Genomic DNA, 15,322 nt, shown 5'->3' with positions numbered 1-15,322 from the left:
ACATGAGCATCAGCGACAACGACCGGACCTGGCTGCGCCGCACCGTCGATCTGGCCCGCGAGGCCCTCGACGCCGGCGACGAACCCTACGGATCCGTCCTCGTCTCCGCGGACGGGGAGGAACTGTTCGCCGACCGCAACCACGTCTCCGGCGGCGACCGGACCCGGCACCCCGAGTTCGCCATCGCCCGGTGGGCCGCCGGGAACCTCACCCCCGGCCAGCGGGCGACGGCCGTGGTCTACACCTCCGGCGAGCACTGCGCGATGTGCGCCGCCGCGCACGGCTGGGTCGGGCTCGGACGCATCGTCTACGCCGCCTCCTCCGCCCAGATCGCCGGCTGGAGCACCACGCCCTCCCCGAGCGCCGTCCTGCCCATCGCGCAGGTGATCCCCGGTGCCGTCGTCGACGGTCCGGACGAGGAGCTCGCCGCGGTCGTGGAGAAGCTCATCCGTCGATTGGCCGCCACCGCGGATCACTGAGCAACGTCACGTCCCCGTCCATCCACCGGCGCAGCAGTTCCTCCGCCTCGTCCCCGTCGACCATCGCCATGACGTGGCGGACGCCGTCACGCACCTCCACCTGGAACAGCTCACGCGCGCCCCGGTACGCGGCCCGCGCCGAACACCTGAGCTCCGCCGTACTGCGGTCCTGGTCCGTGAGCACGACGAATCCACGGTAGACATCGTCCAGGCCGTCCGGATTACCGGCCAGCTCATCCTGCCGCGCCTGCGCCAGCAGGCTCGACAGCCCCGACCGAGACGCCGTCTCCCCCTCGCGGCCACTGCTGCGCCGTGTGATCCGCGGATCCTCATCCCCGAACACCCCCACCACACCACGCTGCTCATCGACGAGCCCGAGGCCCGCCTCCCACGCCGCCTCCCGCAGCCCATCGAGATCAGTGACCGACACCCGCACGCACCGGTCCCCGACCCCGCTTATCGACGCCCCCACGTCCCCCACCACCGTCTCCACCGGCGCCGACGGCACCACCGGCGCCGCCAACCGTCGCCTCACCTCATCGACGACCGCGGTACCCGGCACCGTCACCGCCCCTGACTCGTCACGGTCAGGCTCATACAGCACCCGTGTCCACACATTTCCGTCCATGGCAGAAAGCATGCCGAACCCCGGCCGGGAAGTCGCCCCGGACAGTTATATTCACAGGAAGAACCGGGCTTTTTACCGAGTAATCGACATCTTTTCAGCGCCAGCATTCCTGATGTGTAGATATATTTCAGTCTCCTGTGGTGCCCCCAGTCGGACTCGAACCGACACTGTGCCGATTTTAAGTCGGCTGCCTCTGCCAATTGGGCTATAGGGGCTGGTGGTGACACATTCTAACCGCCTATCGTCGACCCCCGGCGACCAGGCCCACCAACACCGCCAGCTAACCCACCGCGAAGGCCAGCGGCAGGGCGAGCAGCTCCCACCCGGTGGCCCACGGTGACACCGCGACCGCCAGGATGACAAGCGGTAGCAGCAGACTGAGCACCTGCCCGGGCAACACCATCGACGGGACGAGGCGACGCCACCGGCTCACCGCGATCACGGCCGCCACCGCACCAGGGAACCCCGGGAAGATGTACAGCACGTCGACGAGGGCCGGGCCCACGCTCTGCGGTACCGGGAACGCGAGAACCAGGAGCGCACAGACGAGGATGCTCACCCCGCAGGCCACGCTGGTCCAGGACGTGGCCCGCACCATCTCCACGGGGGATCAGTCCGGAAGCTGCGCCGCCAGGCCGGCGACGATTCCGTCGAGAATGTCCTTCTCGCTGATGACGAAGCTGTCGACGCCCGACTGCTTCTCGATCATGTCCATGATGCCGTCGACGATGATGCTGCCACCGCCGATGACGTCGGCACGCCCCGGATGGACGACCGGGTTCAGGGCGCGGGTCTCCGCGGTCTGGCGGCGAATCTCCTGGGTGAGGACGCGGAGGGCGGAGAACCGCAGGACCGAGGAGTGGATCTCGACGGGGTCGTAGCTCTCCAGGCCCTGGGCCAGGGCGGACAGGGTGGTGAAGGTGCCGGCGACGCCGACGAAGGTCCTCGCCTTATCGACGGGCACGATGCTCACCACGTCGGCGAGCCGTTCGGCGACGTAGTCGCGGGCGATCTCGGTCTCGGTCTCGGTCGGCGGGTCGGAGCGCATGATGCGTTCGGTGATGCGGACGCAGCCCATCTGGGCGGAGTGGGCGCCGAGGATCTCACCGTCGGCGGTGCCGACGATGAACTCGGTGGATCCGCCGCCGAGGTCGATGACGCAGAAGGGGCCGCGGTCGTCGGCAAGATCGGTGATGGCGCCGGCGAAGGAGAGTTCCGCCTCCTCCTCACCGGAGATGACCTCGGCGCGGGCGCCGGGGGTGATGCGGCCGAGGAGCTCGCCGGTCATGCGGAAGAAGTCCTCCCGGTTGGCGGCGTCGCGGGTGGCGGAGGTGGCGACCATGCGGACGGCCCTGACCTGTTCGAACTCCATGATGTCGACGTAGTGGGCCAGGGCGACGCGGGTGCGTTCGATGGCCTCGGGGTCGAGTTCGCCGGTGGCGTCGACGCCCTGCCCGAGGCGGACGATCTCCATGGTGCGGTGGATCTCGGTGATCGACGTCCCGGAGACGTCGCAGATGAGCAGGCGGATGGAGTTGGTGCCACAGTCGACGGCGGCGACCCTGGTCATCGGGCGGACTCCTGGTAGTGCTCGTCGAACTGGTGGGCGTCGATGCCGAGGGACTCGCAGGTGGGCCAGTCGGCGGGGATGGCGGTGCCGCGCAGGCCACCGCGGTCGGCGGCGAGCGCGACGGCCTCGGTGCCGAGGCGGACCCGGCCCGGGCCCTCGGCGAGGGCGTAGGCGATGAGGACGTGGAGGCACTTGACGCGGTCGGGCATGCCGCCGCCGGAGAAGTCGGTGCCCAGGTCCTCGAGGGCGTTGCGGGTGGCCAGGAAGTGTTCGTGGGCGGCGCGGTAGTCGGCGGCGAGATCGGCGTCGGTGCCCAGGCGTGCCTCCATCCACTTCATCACCTGCGCGACCTCGAGGCGGGAGGCCTCGGCGGTCAGACGCGGTTCGGTGAGGTAGTAGAGGGTGGGGAACGGGGTGCCGTCGGGAAGCTTCGGCGAGGTGGTGACCACGCCGGGGGCGCCGTCGGGGGTGCGGTAGGCGATGTCGATGACGCCGCGCGGTTCGCGTCCGAGCTGCTTGCCGACGGCCGCGAGATCTTCTTCGTTGACACTCATGGCGATCATTCTTCCATGTCGCCCAGCGGCGGGGTCGCGACGGAGTCCCACAGGATCTCGTACCATGTCCGCTCCGCCGCCAGTTCCTCCTGCGAGGTGGTCACCGTGGTGTCCTGCTCCATGCGGGGATCAATGATGCGGAAGGCCGTCTCCCCCGGCTCGATCAGCCCTAATCGACGCCGCGCCTCCTCCCGGATGTACGCCTCCTCCTGATACTTGTCGATCTCCGTGAGCAGCCGTTCCTTCTCCGCCTGCTTCATCGCGATCGACTCGTTGAGCCGGGCGATCTCCGAACGGCCCTGGAAGAAGTTCTGCAGCGGCACGGCGATGGTGAAGAGGATGAAGATGGTCACCACCACGAGCACACCGATCTCCGCGGTCCCCAACCGCACCTTCGGACGCTTCGGACGACGCGGGGTCCGCTCGGCGGAATCGCGGGAGACCACCGGCACGGTCAGCCGGCTGCGGGTGGAGGTGCGATTCTGCTCAGCCATAGGACCTCCGATTCTATACCGGAGAAGGGAAACGCCCCGCTGGGACAGCGGGGCGTCGAAAAGCGACGGGCGTCTAGCCCTGGAACCGCGGGAAGGCGGAACGGCCGGCGTAGACGGCGGCGTCGCCCAGCTCCTGCTCGATGCGCAGCAGCTGGTTGTACTTGGCCACCCGCTCGGAACGGGCCGGGGCACCGGTCTTGATCTGGCCGCAGTTGAGCGCGACGGCCAGGTCGGCGATGGTGGTGTCCTCGGTCTCACCGGAACGGTGCGACATCATCGTGCGGTAGCCGTTGCGGTGGGCCAGCTCGACGGCGTCGAAGGTCTCCGTGAGGGTGCCGATCTGGTTGACCTTGACCAGCAGGGCGTTCGCGGCCTTCTTGTCGATGCCCTCCTGCAGACGGGCCGGGTTGGTGACGAAGAAGTCGTCGCCGACCAGCTGCACCTTGTCGCCGATGGCCTCGGTGAGGGCGACGTAACCGTCCCAGTCGTCCTCCTGCAGCGGATCCTCGATGGACACGATCGGGTACTCGGCGATGAGGTCGGCGTAGACCTTCGACATCTCCTCCGCGGTGAGCTCCTGGCCCTCGAAGTGGTACTTGCCGTCCTTGAAGAACTCGGAGGAGGCGACATCCAGCGCCAGAGCGACATCGGTGCCGAGCTTGTAGCCCGATTTCTCGACGGCCTCCACGATGAGGTCCAGGGCCGCACGGGTCGACTCGACCGACGGGGCGAAACCACCCTCATCACCCAGGCCCGTGGACAGGCCCTTCTCCTTGATGACCGACTTCAGCGTGTGGTACACCTCAGCGCCCACGCGCAGCGCCTCCGAGAAGGACTCCGCACCGATCGGGGCGATCATGAACTCCTGGACATCCACACCGGAATCAGCGTGGGCGCCACCGTTGAGGATGTTCATCATCGGCACCGGCAGCAGATGAGCGTTCGGACCACCGACGTAGCGGTACAGGGGCAGACCAGCCGACTCGGCGGCGGCACGCGCCACAGCCATCGACACACCCAGGATCGCGTTCGCACCGAGGCGGGACTTGTTCTCCGTGCCGTCGAGGGCGATCATCGCCTGATCGATGAGACGCTGATCGTCCGCCTCGAAACCGGCCAGCTCATCAGCGATCTCCTCGTTGACGTTCTCGACGGCCTTCTGCACACCCTTGCCCAGGTAACGGTCACCGCCGTCACGCAGCTCGTGTGCCTCATGGACACCGGTGGACGCACCGGACGGGACACCCGCCTGCGCAAACGAACCGTCGTCCAGCACAACACCGGCCTCGACGGTCGGGTTGCCACGGGAATCCATGATCTCTCGGGCGAAAACGTGAATGATGTCAGCCACTGGTGGCCTCCTGTATGCCATTTCGGGGTGGGAATTCGTGTTCACTTCCACGCGCAACCGACAACCGGCCACGCGTCCGAGTCAATTCTTCCAGAAAACCTCCCCGCACGGGGTGTGACCCCTACCGGGCCGGCTGACGCAACGCATACGACGCCGCCGCGTCCCGCACATTGATCAGATAATCCCGCGACCGGTTGTACGAGTAGATCGCCTGCGTCCAGTCCTCCGGCACCGACAGGTCCCGGCCGTCCGAACACAACAGATGCGCCGACCCCAACGCCGCATCGTCGATCTGGTGCGGATCCGCGTACCCGTCACCGCTGGCGTCCAACCCGTATCGACGCCACGACTCCGGAATGAACTGCATCGGCCCCACCGCCCGATCGAACTCCGTGTCATTGTCCAGCCGGCCACCGTCCGTGTCGGCGATCTCGGCGACCCCCGGCCCCCCGTCGAGAGGGATACCGATGATCGGCGGATCCGCGATCCCCTCCGCATTGATCTGCGGACGATTGAAGTAGTCCCCCGAATACGTGCCGTGCCGCGTCTCCACCCAGCCGATACCCGCCAGCGTGTTCCACTCCAGGTTGCACTCCGGCCACGCGTCCCGGGCGATGAGCTCCGCATTGCCGTACGCCCGCAACGCCGGCTCCGGGATGTCCGTCTCCGCCGCCAGGGGCTCCGCCCAGAAACTGAGCTTGTCGCTCGTGCGGCCGGGCGCGTGGACGTCGATGCCCGGGACCTCGGCACCCGCCGCCGGCGGAACGTTGTCCGGCACCGGCTGCAGCTGCCGCATCGGACTCGACACATCGAGAAAAGACAACGCCCACCCCACCAGGGAAATGACCATGATGAGCGCCAGAATCACCCCGAGGCCGCACCCCATTGCTCGTCTCGTGCCCGCACTCATGGCGACCGATCCTACCGCCCCCTCGATGGGGTCGCGCCAACCCCCGCCGTCGACGACGCCAGTGTGATCCACTACCCCCGTCGCCCCGCCGACACTACCACTCCAGTCACATCAGCCACTTCAATAACATATGATGCTGTGCGGAGACCACCTGGCCCTATCGAAAGAGAACCCACCCCATGAACATCACCCGCCGTACCCTCGCAACCGTAGCAGCCACCACCATCGCCGTCACCGGCCTCGCCCCCGCCGCCTCCGCCCAGCTCGGCGGCGGTCTCGGCCTCGTCGAACGGGCCATCGCCACAACCGACTGCCGTGTCGCCGACCCGATCCTGCGGGGCGCCTTCACCATCGACGGCACCACCACCCGCTCCGACCTGGCCAAGCAGATCCGCGATGAAGCCAAGCCGCTGACCATCACCGACCCGCGCACCTACCTCCTCAGCGCCCAGTTCGCCGGTCAGATCGCCGACAAGGCTGTCGCCTGCGGCACCGTCAAGCCGGACCCGCAGTCCCTGATCCCCGGCAGCTCCAACCTCGGCGACATCCAGGACATCCTGACCAACCTCTCCAGCACCCTCCAGCCGAAGTAGCAGCCTGACCTACCGGCCCGGGGGAAGCTGATTCTCCCGGGCCTTACCCATCTGCCACAGCCGGTGCTGCTCCGCCTCGCTGACCATCCGCGTCGACCCGTCGAAGAGGTAGGGGGCCCGCGACCGCAGCTTGGCCACGAAACTGTCTGCGACGTCCGCGAAGTCGAACGCCCCTCGGCGGGACGCGAGTTCGGCGTGGAACAGCACCTGGAGCAGGACGTCGCCCAGCTCGGTGCGCAGTTTCACCTCGTCGCCGTCAACCTCCCATTCGACGACAGCGTCGGCGAACTCCTGGGATTCCTCGGCGAGGAAGGGCAGCAGGGAGCGGTGGGTCTGGACGGACTCCCACTCGCCTATAGACCTCGCCCTCGACATGACCCGGACCGCCTGCCGAAGCGGGTCGCGCCGCGATTCCGCCTCGATGACCGGTTCACCGGCCACGATCCGCCGGACAACCTGGGGGTCGTCTTCATTGGTGCTCACCAGGACGCCGGGCCCCTCGGGGGCGACGAAGGAGTCGAAGTTCCACCGCACCCGGACCGGGATCTCGTCGGTGAAGGACACGGGTCCCGCCAGTCGGCCGTGCGCTTCCATGGGGATGAGGGAGGGCCAGCGGTCGTCGAGAAGCAGGACTGTCATGGCCTCATCCTAAAGCGAGTTCCGCCCCGGTGGACAGCCCGCCTAAGGTGAACGGGTGACATTGACTCGTACGCACACCGTGACGGTGTGGACTCTGGTTGCTCTCATCGTCGGTTCGACGGTGGGTTCGGGCATCTTCTCCCTGCCGCAGAATGCGGCCTCGGCGGCCGGCCCGGGAGCGACGCTCATCGGGTGGGCGATTTCGGGTGTGGGCATGCTCGCCATCGCCTTCGTGTTCCAGATCCTCGCGGTGCGCAAGCCGCATCTGGATTCGGGCGTGTACTCCTACGTCCGCGCCGGCCTGGGTGACTACATCGGGTTCACCTCGGGCTGGGGCTACTGGCTGGGGTCGGTGATCGCCCAGGTCGGTTACGCCACGTTGTTCTTCGGCACGCTCGGCCACTACGTCCCTTTCTTCAGTGCGGACAACCGGATCGTCACGGCGGTGGCGGTTTCGTCGATGACGTGGCTGATCTTCGCCGTGCTGTCGAGGGGAATCCGCCAGGCGGCGTTCATGAATGCGGTGACCACGGTGGCCAAGCTGCTGCCAATCACGGCGTTCATCATCCTCGTCGCGTTCCTTGGTTTCAGCTGGGACCGCTTCACCTGGGACTTCTGGGGTGCGCAGTCATCGACGGGGTCGGTGTTCGAGCAGGTGCAGGGCGTCATGTTGTTCACGGTGTGGGTGTTCATCGGCGTCGAAGGGGCATCCGTCTACTCGAAGCAGGCCCGTTCGCGTCACGACGTCGGCCGGGCCACCATCATCGGTTTCCTCACAGTCCTCGTCCTGCTGGTCACCGTCTCCACTCTCTCCTACGGTGTGCTCACCCAGGAGGAGCTGGCCGCCCTGCCGGACAATTCGATGGCCGCCGTCCTCGAGGTGGTCGTCGGTCCGTGGGGCGGTGCTTTGATCTCCCTCGGCCTGTGCCTGTCGGTGCTCGGCGCCTACGTGTCGTGGCAGATGCTGTGCGCCGAGCCGATTGTGCTCATGGCCGTCGACGGTCTACTGCCCCGCCGCCTGGGCGCGGTCAATCTCGCCGGCGCCCCGTGGGCGGCACAGCTGGTGTCCAGTCTGGTGATCCAGGCGACGATCATCCTGTTCTTCCTCAACGAGACGGCCTACGTGTCGATGGTCCAGCTCGCCACGGTCCTCTACCTGGTGCCGTATCTCTTCTCGGCGCTGTACCTGGTGCTGCTCACCGTGCGGGGCCGGGGCATCACCCACCCGCATGCGGGCACGCTTTTCGACGACTCCGGTCCCGACGTCTCCCCCATCGACAACACTCGACACCGCGCCGTCGCCATCGTCGCCTTCATCTACTCCTGCTGGCTCGTCTATGCGGCGGATCTGACCTTCCTGTTGTTCGGCGCCCTCGCGGTCGCCCCGGGCCTGATCCCCTATATGTGGACGCGTCGACGTGCCGGCGAACGATCCTTCAACGCCTTCGAGTGGGTCGTCGTCGCCGTAATTCTCGTCGCCGCGGTGGTGGCGGTGGTGGGCCTGGTCAACGGGACGCTCACCCTCTGACCAGTGCCATCGCTGACAGCTCCCGGATGGGGTGCCGATTCGTCTCCACCGCCCGCCCGTCAGGCGGGTGGAACACCACCCCACCGTCCTGCCGTTCCAGGCGACCGTTGCGGGGTGGGGCGTTAGGATCGTCGTCGTTACGGGCATTGTGCACCCGACACACCACCGACATCGACGCCACATTGGTCTCCCCGCCATGCTGCCAGGCCACCAGGTGATGCACCTGACATTCATCCGCCGAGGTCGTGCACCCCGGCGTCGGACACAGGATCGTCTCCGCCGCCAACAGCATCCGCTGCTTCCCGCTGGCCAGACGCTGGCTCCGGTAGAGATTGACCGGCCCCTCGACCGGGTCGTACACCCCCACCAGGTGATGCTCGGCCATCTGCCCGGCCACCAGCTCAGCGCCGGTGACGGTGGTGCCGTCGGTCAGGGCGAAGATCGTCTCGTCACCCTCCTGTCGGTGGATCCTCGCCCAGTCGGGTAAGCCGATGACCACCAGCGGGATCGGGGGCACCGTCCCGGCAGCGACACCGGCACCAGCCCCGACGTGGGAGAGGAACGCATCCGCCATCGCCTGCTCATAAGACAGCTTCGCATCCTGACCCCGCAGCCGACCGGCGGTGACCCGCAGACGGGCGAGGGTGGTGGCCATGAGTCGTTCCGGCAGGGTGACGGTGATGGTGCGCAGGCCCTGGGCGTCGGTGTTCTTCCCGCCCTTGAGGCTGCGACGGCCGAAGGCCTTCTTCTCGGCGTCGGCGACGGTGCGGTTGATCTCGCGGACACGGGCGGCGGCCTGCCGGTCGATCTCGTCGACGGTGCCGGTCAGACCGCACAGTTCCAGGCGCAATTCCCATTCGGAGACCGAGGCGTCCTTGAGCAGCTTGCGGGCGTGCTTGTCCACGGCCCGGAGAGCGTCGACGGACAGGCCGCCGTCGCGGGCGGCCGCCACCGCCGCCGCCTGGAGTCGGCGGGAGCGCGTGGGTCCGAAGAACACCTCCGAGAGGCGGGCCCATGCCCGTGCGGTGGACTGCGGGTGGCCGAGGTCGATGAGGCGTTGGCGGGTCAGCCGCCCGACGGCGATGGCCGACAACACCTCGATGCCCCTACCCTGCAGGGCCTCCAGTGCGCTCACGACGTCCATGGGGTGGACGGTAGACGGTGACCACGGGGGCGTCGATAAGCGAGAGATGCCGCCTGTGGATAACTGCCGTTGTCCACAGCCCCGGGGCCCTCGGGGCCTGCGGGGGCTTGACATCTGGGATACTTCAGGGGCCGTTACCGTCCTGACTCAAGGAGTTCACCGTGTCCCTGCTCGATCAGATCGTCGATGGGCCCGATGGCTGGACCGGCGTCGACGCCGACGCCGACTGGGCCGCCGAGGTCAGGCGCCTGGCCGCAGAGCGCAACGCCGTCATCCTCGCCCACAACTACCAGCTGCCGGAGATCCAGGACATCGCCGATCACACGGGTGATTCGCTCGGGCTGTCACGGATCGCGGCGGAGACCGACGCCGATGTCATCGTGTTCTGCGGGGTGCACTTCATGGCGGAGTCGGCGAAGATTCTGTCGCCGGAGAAGACGGTGCTCATCCCCGACGAGCGGGCGGGCTGCTCGCTGGCCGACTCGATCACCGCCGGGCAGCTGCGGGAGTGGAAGGCGCAGCACCCGGATGCGCTGGTGGTGTCCTACGTCAACACGACCGCCGAGGTCAAGGCCCTGACGGATGTGTGCTGCACGTCGTCGAACGCCGTCGACGTCGTCGCCTCCCTGCCCGCCGACCGCGAGATCCTGTTCTGCCCCGACCAGTTCCTCGGCGCTCACGTCCGGCGGGAGACCGGCCGGGAGAACATGCACATCTGGGCCGGTGAGTGCCACGTCCACGCGGGTATCTCGGGGCCGGATCTCACGCGGCAGGCGGAGGAGAACCCGGACGCGGACCTCTACATCCACCCGGAGTGCGGCTGCGCGAACTCCGCGATCTACCTCGCCGGCGAGGGGCTTGTCGACGCCTCCCGGGTCCACCTGCTCTCCACCGGCCAGATGCTCGACGAGGCCGGCCGACAGGGTTCCGGCACCGTGCTGGTCGCCACTGAAATCGGCATGCTCCACCAGCTGCGGCAGACCGCCCCGGGGGTGGACTTCCAGCCGGTCAACGACCGGGCGTCGTGTTCCTACATGAAGATGATCACCCCGGCTGCCCTGCTGCGCTGCCTGGCCCTCGGCGTCGATGAAGTGGACGTTGCCGTCGACGTGGCCGACGCCGCCCGCGCCTCCCTCGAGCGGATGATCGCCATCGGGCAGCCGGGCGGCGGGGAGTAGACCTTCCCCTCGTGGCATACCGGGAGTATCCTCCGAAGTATGACTCAGATGACCACCATCAAGGTGCCGGTCGAGGTCCGGGACTCGCTCCGCGATCTCGCCCGTGGCAGCGACATGACCATGGGGTCGTTCCTGGAGAAGATCCTGGCCGAGGAACTGCGTCGGCACCGCCTGGCCCGCTTCGCTGACTCCGTGCGCTCAACCCCGGCGGAGGTTCTCGGCGCGTGGCGCAGGGACATGGAGCTGTGGGACAGCACAGATCTCACCACCGCTTCCCCGGCATGAGCACATCGTTGCGTCCGGGGCAGATCGTGTGGGTGAACCTCAGCCCCACCTCGGGCAAGGAGCAGGCGGGTTACCGCCCCGCAGTGGTCATCTCCGGCCCCACCTATCTGGAGGTGGTCACCGATCTCGCCGTCGTGGTACCGGTGACCCGTACCGGACAGGGGTGGGAGAACCACGTGAAGCTGGCGGCGCTGGAATCCTGGGCAATGACCGAACAGGTGCGGACCATAGCCCGCTCGCGGATCACGAGGATCTCCGGCACGGTCACCCCGGAGGAATTGAGGTCGATCCGCCGGTGGGTGATCGACCTCATCGATGAGCCACCTACCCGCTGAAGCTGACCACGTTCTTCTTCTTTCCGGCCGCGCCGGCGCCGCCACTGACGTCGACGGGGTCGATGTCGAACATCGTCGATAACGTGTCTGCCACCCACTGGAGAAGTTCGACGTCACGCAGGTTCGGCTTACCAGCACCGTTGCCGACCTTGGGGAACGGCAACTGGATCGCTTTGGCGGCCGCCCGGTAGGTGGAACCGGGGAACAGCCGCTTGAGGCGGACCTGTTTGGAGTCGGGCAGATCGACGGGGTGGATCTTGATGCGGGTGCCCTGGACGATGATGTCGGAGATGCCGGCGCGGCGGGCCTGGTGGCGCAGCCGGGCCACCGCCAGCAACCGGGAGACCTCCTCGGGGACGGGGCCGTAGCGGTCCTCCATCTCCTCGATGACGAGCTGGAGGTCCGTGTCGTCCGCTGAGGCGGCGAGTTTGCGGTACACCTCGAGGCGCAGGCGTTCGGAGTTGATGTAGGACTCGGGGATGTGGGCGTCGACGGGAAGGTCGATGCGGATCTCCTTGGGTCCGGTGTCGGTGGCGTCGGGGACTTCGCCGCGGGCGAGGGACTTGTACACCTCGACGGCCTCGCCGACGAGGCGGACGTAGAGGTCGAAGCCGACGCCGGCGATGTGGCCGGACTGTTGGGCGCCGAGGACGTTGCCGGCGCCGCGCATCTCCAGGTCCTTCATGGCGACGGCCATGCCGGCACCGAGGTCGTTGTTCTGGGCGATGGTGGCCAGGCGGTCGTAGGAGGTCTCGGTGAGGGTGGCTCCCTTGGGGTAGAGGAAGTAGGCGTAGCCGCGTTCCCTCGATCGGCCGACGCGGCCGCGGAGCTGGTGGAGCTGGGACAGGCCCATGTGGTGGGCGTTCTCGACGATGAGGGTGTTGGCGTTGGCGATGTCGAGGCCGGTTTCGACGATGGTGGTGCACACGAGGACGTCGTATTCGCGGTCCCAGAAGCCCTGGACGGTCTGTTCGAGTTGTTCCTCGCCCATCTGGCCGTGGGCGACGACGATGCGGGCCTCGGGTACGAGGTCGCGGAGTTCGCGGGCCTTCTTCTCGATGTCGGAGACCTTGTTGTGGATGAAGAACACCTGGCCGTCGCGGAGGAGTTCGCGGCGGATGGCGGCGGCGATCTGCTTGTCCTCCTGGGCGCCGACGTAGGTGAGGACGGGGTGGCGGTCCTCGGGTGGGGTGAGGATGGTGGTCATCTCGCGGATGCCGGCCATGGACATCTCGAGGGTGCGCGGGATGGGGGTGGCGGACATGGTGAGCACGTCGACGGCGGTGCGCAGGGCCTTGATGTGTTCCTTGTGTTCGACGCCGAAGCGCTGCTCCTCGTCGACGATGATGAGGCCGAGGTTCTTCCAGTGGACGCCGGTCTGCAGGAGGCGGTGGGTGCCGATGACGATGTCGACGGCGCCGTCGGCAAACCCTGCGATGATCTCCTTCGACTCCGTGGTGGAGGTGAAGCGGGACAGGCCGCGGATGGTGACGGGGAAGCCCTGCATGCGTTCGATGAAGGTGGACAGGTGCTGCTGGGCGAGCAGGGTGGTGGGGACGAGGACGGCGACCTGTTTGCCGTCCTGGACGGCCTTGAAGGCGGCGCGGACGGCGACCTCGGTCTTGCCGTAGCCGACGTCGCCGACGATGACGCGGTCCATGGGCACGTCCTGTTCCATGTCGGCCTTGACGGCCTCGATGGCCTGCATCTGGTCCTCGGTCTCGACGAAGGGGAAGTTGTCCTCCATCTCCGCCTGCCAGGGGGTGTCGGGGCCGAAGCGGTGGCCGGGGGCCGCCTGGCGTTTAGCGTAGAGCTCGACGAGTTCGCCGGCGATCTCGCGGACGGCGGCGCGGGCCTTCTTCTTGGTGTTCTTCCAGTCGGAGCCACCCATCTTCGACAGGGTGGGGGATTCGCCGCCGGTGTACTTGCTCAGCAGGTCGAGGGATTCCATGGGAACCCACAGCTGGTCGGCGGGTTGGCCGCGTTTCGACGCCGCGTACTCCAGCACGATGTACTCGCGACGCGAGGTCTCGTCCCCGGCCTTGATGGTACGTTCGGCCATCTTGAGGAAGCGGCCGATGCCGTGGGTCTCGTGGACGACATGGTCGCCGGTCTTCAGGGCCAGCGGGTCGACCTTGTTGCGGCGGCGGGCGGGGCGTCGTTTCGCGCCGGCGATGTCGCCGACGCGGTTGCCGGTGAGGTCGGTCTCGGTGACCACGACCAGGGGCATGGCGGCGGCGTCGCGGTGCTTGCGTACCCGCGGGAACACCACGCCGGCGTGGCTGAGCGCCTGGTAGAGGGTGACCTCACCGGGGGTGGGTTCCCAGCCGGGGGTGGCCACCCGGGTGGGGATGCCCTTCTCTGCGAAGCGGTCGACCATGCGCTTGATCGCGCCCTGGGCGGGGGCGATGAAGGCGGCGCGTCCGCCGGCGGTGGTGTGGGCGAGCAGGAGGGACATCATCTCGTCGATGGCGGCGGCGTCGCCACGCGGGGTGGGGCCGGGCTCAATGTCGAGCGGGAGGGTGTCGGCGTCGGAGGCCTCGAACATGCCGGGCGGGGCGAACGTCCACCACGGCTGGCCGGCCTTGCGGGCGCCGGCCTCGAGGGACTCGTAGGAGCGGTAGGAGGAGGCGTCGAGGTCGAGGCCCTCCGCGGCGACGGGGCCGGAGGCACCCATGGCGGCGGCCTCCCAGCCGGCGGCGAGGAATTCGGCGTCGGTGGCGGCGAGGTCGGCGATGCGGGTGCGGATCTTCTCCGGCGCGAGCAGCACCACGTGCGTGCCGTCCGGCATGAGCTCGGGCAGGGTCCGCATCGGCGTATCGACGAGCGCGGGGATCAGCGCCTCCATCCCGTCCGCCGGGATGCGGTCGGAGATCTTCGCCAGCAGCTCGACGAGGGTGGCGTTGCCCGGGTGGTCCCGGGAAAGCTCGGCGGCGCGGGCGGCGATGGCGTCGGTGATGGGCAGTTCACGGGCCGGGTAGATCTCCACCGCGTCGAGCTCCACCTCGGGGATGGTGCGCTGGTCGGCGACGGAGAAGGGGCGGATCTCGGTGACCTCGTCGCCCCAGAACTCGACACGCACGGGCAGATCCGCGGTCGTGGGGAAGATGTCGAGGATGCCACCGCGGGTGGCGAACTCGCCGCGCTTGGCCACCATGTCCACGTGGCTGTAGGCGCGGAAGACCAGCTCCTCCGTCAGGGCGGAGAAGTCGTGGTCGGCCCCCCGGCGCAGGCGCACCGGCTCCCGCCCGTCGACGGATTCGAGCAGCGGCTGGCACACGCCACGCGCCGCGGTGACGACCACCCGCAGCTCATCGAGATGGTCGAGGACCCTCGCCCGCTGACCGATGATGTCCACGCCGGGGCTCAGGCGCTCATGCGGCAGCGTCTCCCAAGAGGGGAACCAGGCGACCGTGTCCCCCATCATGGCGCGCAGCTCGGCGGTGAGGTCCTCGGCCTCGCGGCCGGTAGCGGTGACCAGCAGCACCGGCGCGTGGTGCGCCAGCGCAGCGACCGCCCAGGGACGGGCCTGGTCGATGCCCGTGATGTGCAGCTGCTGCTCACCGACGTGGCTGATCAGCCCCTTGAGCTTCGGGTCCGAGGCCGCCACCTTGAGCAGCCCCGCGAGCATGTT

16 protein-coding genes and 1 tRNA gene are annotated in these 15,322 nt (G+C 68.0%); 6 read left to right on the top strand and 11 right to left on the bottom strand.

What is annotated here, in order from left to right; translation table 11 throughout:
• Positions 1-2: 2 nt before the first annotated feature.
• Positions 3-479, top strand: a complete 477-nt coding sequence (locus QP029_RS08455; RefSeq protein ID WP_284873899.1) for a nucleoside deaminase — start codon at positions 3-5, stop codon at positions 477-479.
• Here the strand turns inward: QP029_RS08455 and QP029_RS08450 are convergent.
• The 8 genes from QP029_RS08450 to QP029_RS08415 form a co-directional block, all read right to left on the bottom strand.
• Complete coding sequence (locus QP029_RS08450) at positions 445-1,107, bottom strand: hypothetical protein (RefSeq protein ID WP_284873898.1); 663 nt, start codon at positions 1,105-1,107, stop codon at positions 445-447. The two genes, QP029_RS08455 and QP029_RS08450, sit on opposite strands and share 35 nt — an antisense overlap.
• A 138-nt stretch (positions 1,108-1,245) precedes the next feature.
• Positions 1,246-1,322: transfer RNA gene (locus QP029_RS08445), tRNA-Leu, on the bottom strand.
• Positions 1,323-1,387: 65 nt separating this feature from the next.
• Positions 1,388-1,711 (bottom strand): hypothetical protein, encoded by a 324-nt coding sequence (locus tag QP029_RS08440; RefSeq protein WP_284873897.1) that lies wholly within the window; start codon positions 1,709-1,711, stop codon positions 1,388-1,390.
• Between the two features lie 6 nt (positions 1,712-1,717).
• A complete protein-coding gene (locus QP029_RS08435; protein WP_284873896.1) occupies positions 1,718-2,677 on the bottom strand; it encodes a Ppx/GppA phosphatase family protein in 960 nt (319 codons plus the stop codon).
• Positions 2,674-3,231 (bottom strand): DUF501 domain-containing protein, encoded by a 558-nt coding sequence (locus tag QP029_RS08430; RefSeq protein WP_284873895.1) that lies wholly within the window; start codon positions 3,229-3,231, stop codon positions 2,674-2,676. The genes QP029_RS08435 and QP029_RS08430 overlap by 4 nt, the downstream gene beginning before the upstream one ends.
• Before the next feature lie 5 nt (positions 3,232-3,236).
• On the bottom strand, positions 3,237-3,725 hold the full coding sequence (locus QP029_RS08425; RefSeq protein ID WP_284873894.1) for a septum formation initiator family protein: 489 nt from the start codon (positions 3,723-3,725) through the stop codon (positions 3,237-3,239).
• Positions 3,726-3,798: 73 nt separating this feature from the next.
• Positions 3,799-5,076 (bottom strand): phosphopyruvate hydratase, encoded by a 1,278-nt coding sequence (gene eno, locus QP029_RS08420; RefSeq protein WP_284873893.1) that lies wholly within the window; start codon positions 5,074-5,076, stop codon positions 3,799-3,801.
• Between the two features lie 121 nt (positions 5,077-5,197).
• Complete coding sequence (locus tag QP029_RS08415) at positions 5,198-5,986, bottom strand: lytic transglycosylase domain-containing protein (protein WP_284876200.1); 789 nt, start codon at positions 5,984-5,986, stop codon at positions 5,198-5,200.
• Positions 5,987-6,165: 179 nt separating this feature from the next.
• Between QP029_RS08415 and QP029_RS08410 the strand changes: the two genes are divergently transcribed.
• The gene (locus QP029_RS08410; RefSeq protein WP_284873892.1) at positions 6,166-6,579 is read left to right on the top strand and encodes a hypothetical protein; all 414 of its coding nucleotides are present in this window, start codon (positions 6,166-6,168) and stop codon (positions 6,577-6,579) included.
• 9 nt (positions 6,580-6,588) lie between these two features.
• On the opposite strand, the gene QP029_RS08405 is transcribed toward QP029_RS08410, so the two are convergent.
• Positions 6,589-7,218 carry a MazG nucleotide pyrophosphohydrolase domain-containing protein gene (locus tag QP029_RS08405; protein ID WP_284873891.1) on the bottom strand — a complete coding sequence of 210 codons (630 nt, stop codon included), beginning with the start codon at positions 7,216-7,218 and terminating at the stop codon, positions 6,589-6,591.
• A 55-nt stretch (positions 7,219-7,273) separates the two neighbouring features.
• Between QP029_RS08405 and QP029_RS08400 the strand changes: the two genes are divergently transcribed.
• On the top strand, positions 7,274-8,746 hold the full coding sequence (locus QP029_RS08400; protein ID WP_432418667.1) for an amino acid permease: 1,473 nt from the start codon (positions 7,274-7,276) through the stop codon (positions 8,744-8,746).
• Here QP029_RS08400 and QP029_RS08395 read toward each other — a convergent pair.
• A complete protein-coding gene (locus QP029_RS08395; RefSeq protein WP_284873889.1) occupies positions 8,736-9,890 on the bottom strand; it encodes an HNH endonuclease signature motif containing protein in 1,155 nt (384 codons plus the stop codon). The two genes, QP029_RS08400 and QP029_RS08395, sit on opposite strands and share 11 nt — an antisense overlap.
• A 161-nt stretch (positions 9,891-10,051) precedes the next feature.
• On the opposite strand from QP029_RS08395, the gene nadA reads away from it, so the two are divergent.
• Genes nadA through QP029_RS08380 form a run of 3 tightly spaced genes read left to right on the top strand, consistent with a single transcriptional unit; the run spans position 10,052 to position 11,688 of the window.
• A complete protein-coding gene (gene nadA, locus QP029_RS08390) occupies positions 10,052-11,068 on the top strand; it encodes a quinolinate synthase NadA (protein ID WP_432418666.1) in 1,017 nt (338 codons plus the stop codon).
• Between the two features lie 39 nt (positions 11,069-11,107).
• Positions 11,108-11,353, top strand: coding sequence for a hypothetical protein (locus QP029_RS08385; RefSeq protein WP_284873888.1), 246 nt, complete (start codon positions 11,108-11,110; stop codon positions 11,351-11,353).
• Complete coding sequence (locus QP029_RS08380) at positions 11,350-11,688, top strand: type II toxin-antitoxin system PemK/MazF family toxin (RefSeq protein WP_284873887.1); 339 nt, start codon at positions 11,350-11,352, stop codon at positions 11,686-11,688. Before QP029_RS08385 ends, QP029_RS08380 begins: the two co-directional genes overlap by 4 nt.
• Here QP029_RS08380 and mfd read toward each other — a convergent pair.
• Entirely contained in the window at positions 11,678-15,319 is a 3,642-nt protein-coding gene (mfd, locus tag QP029_RS08375) for a transcription-repair coupling factor (RefSeq protein ID WP_284876198.1), read from the bottom strand. The two genes, QP029_RS08380 and mfd, sit on opposite strands and share 11 nt — an antisense overlap.
• Positions 15,320-15,322 lie beyond the last annotated feature (3 nt).

This window comes from Corynebacterium suedekumii, assembly GCF_030252185.1.
Lineage (GTDB): Bacteria > Actinomycetota > Actinomycetes > Mycobacteriales > Mycobacteriaceae > Corynebacterium > Corynebacterium suedekumii.
This window is presented reverse-complemented; position numbering and strand designations above follow the sequence as displayed.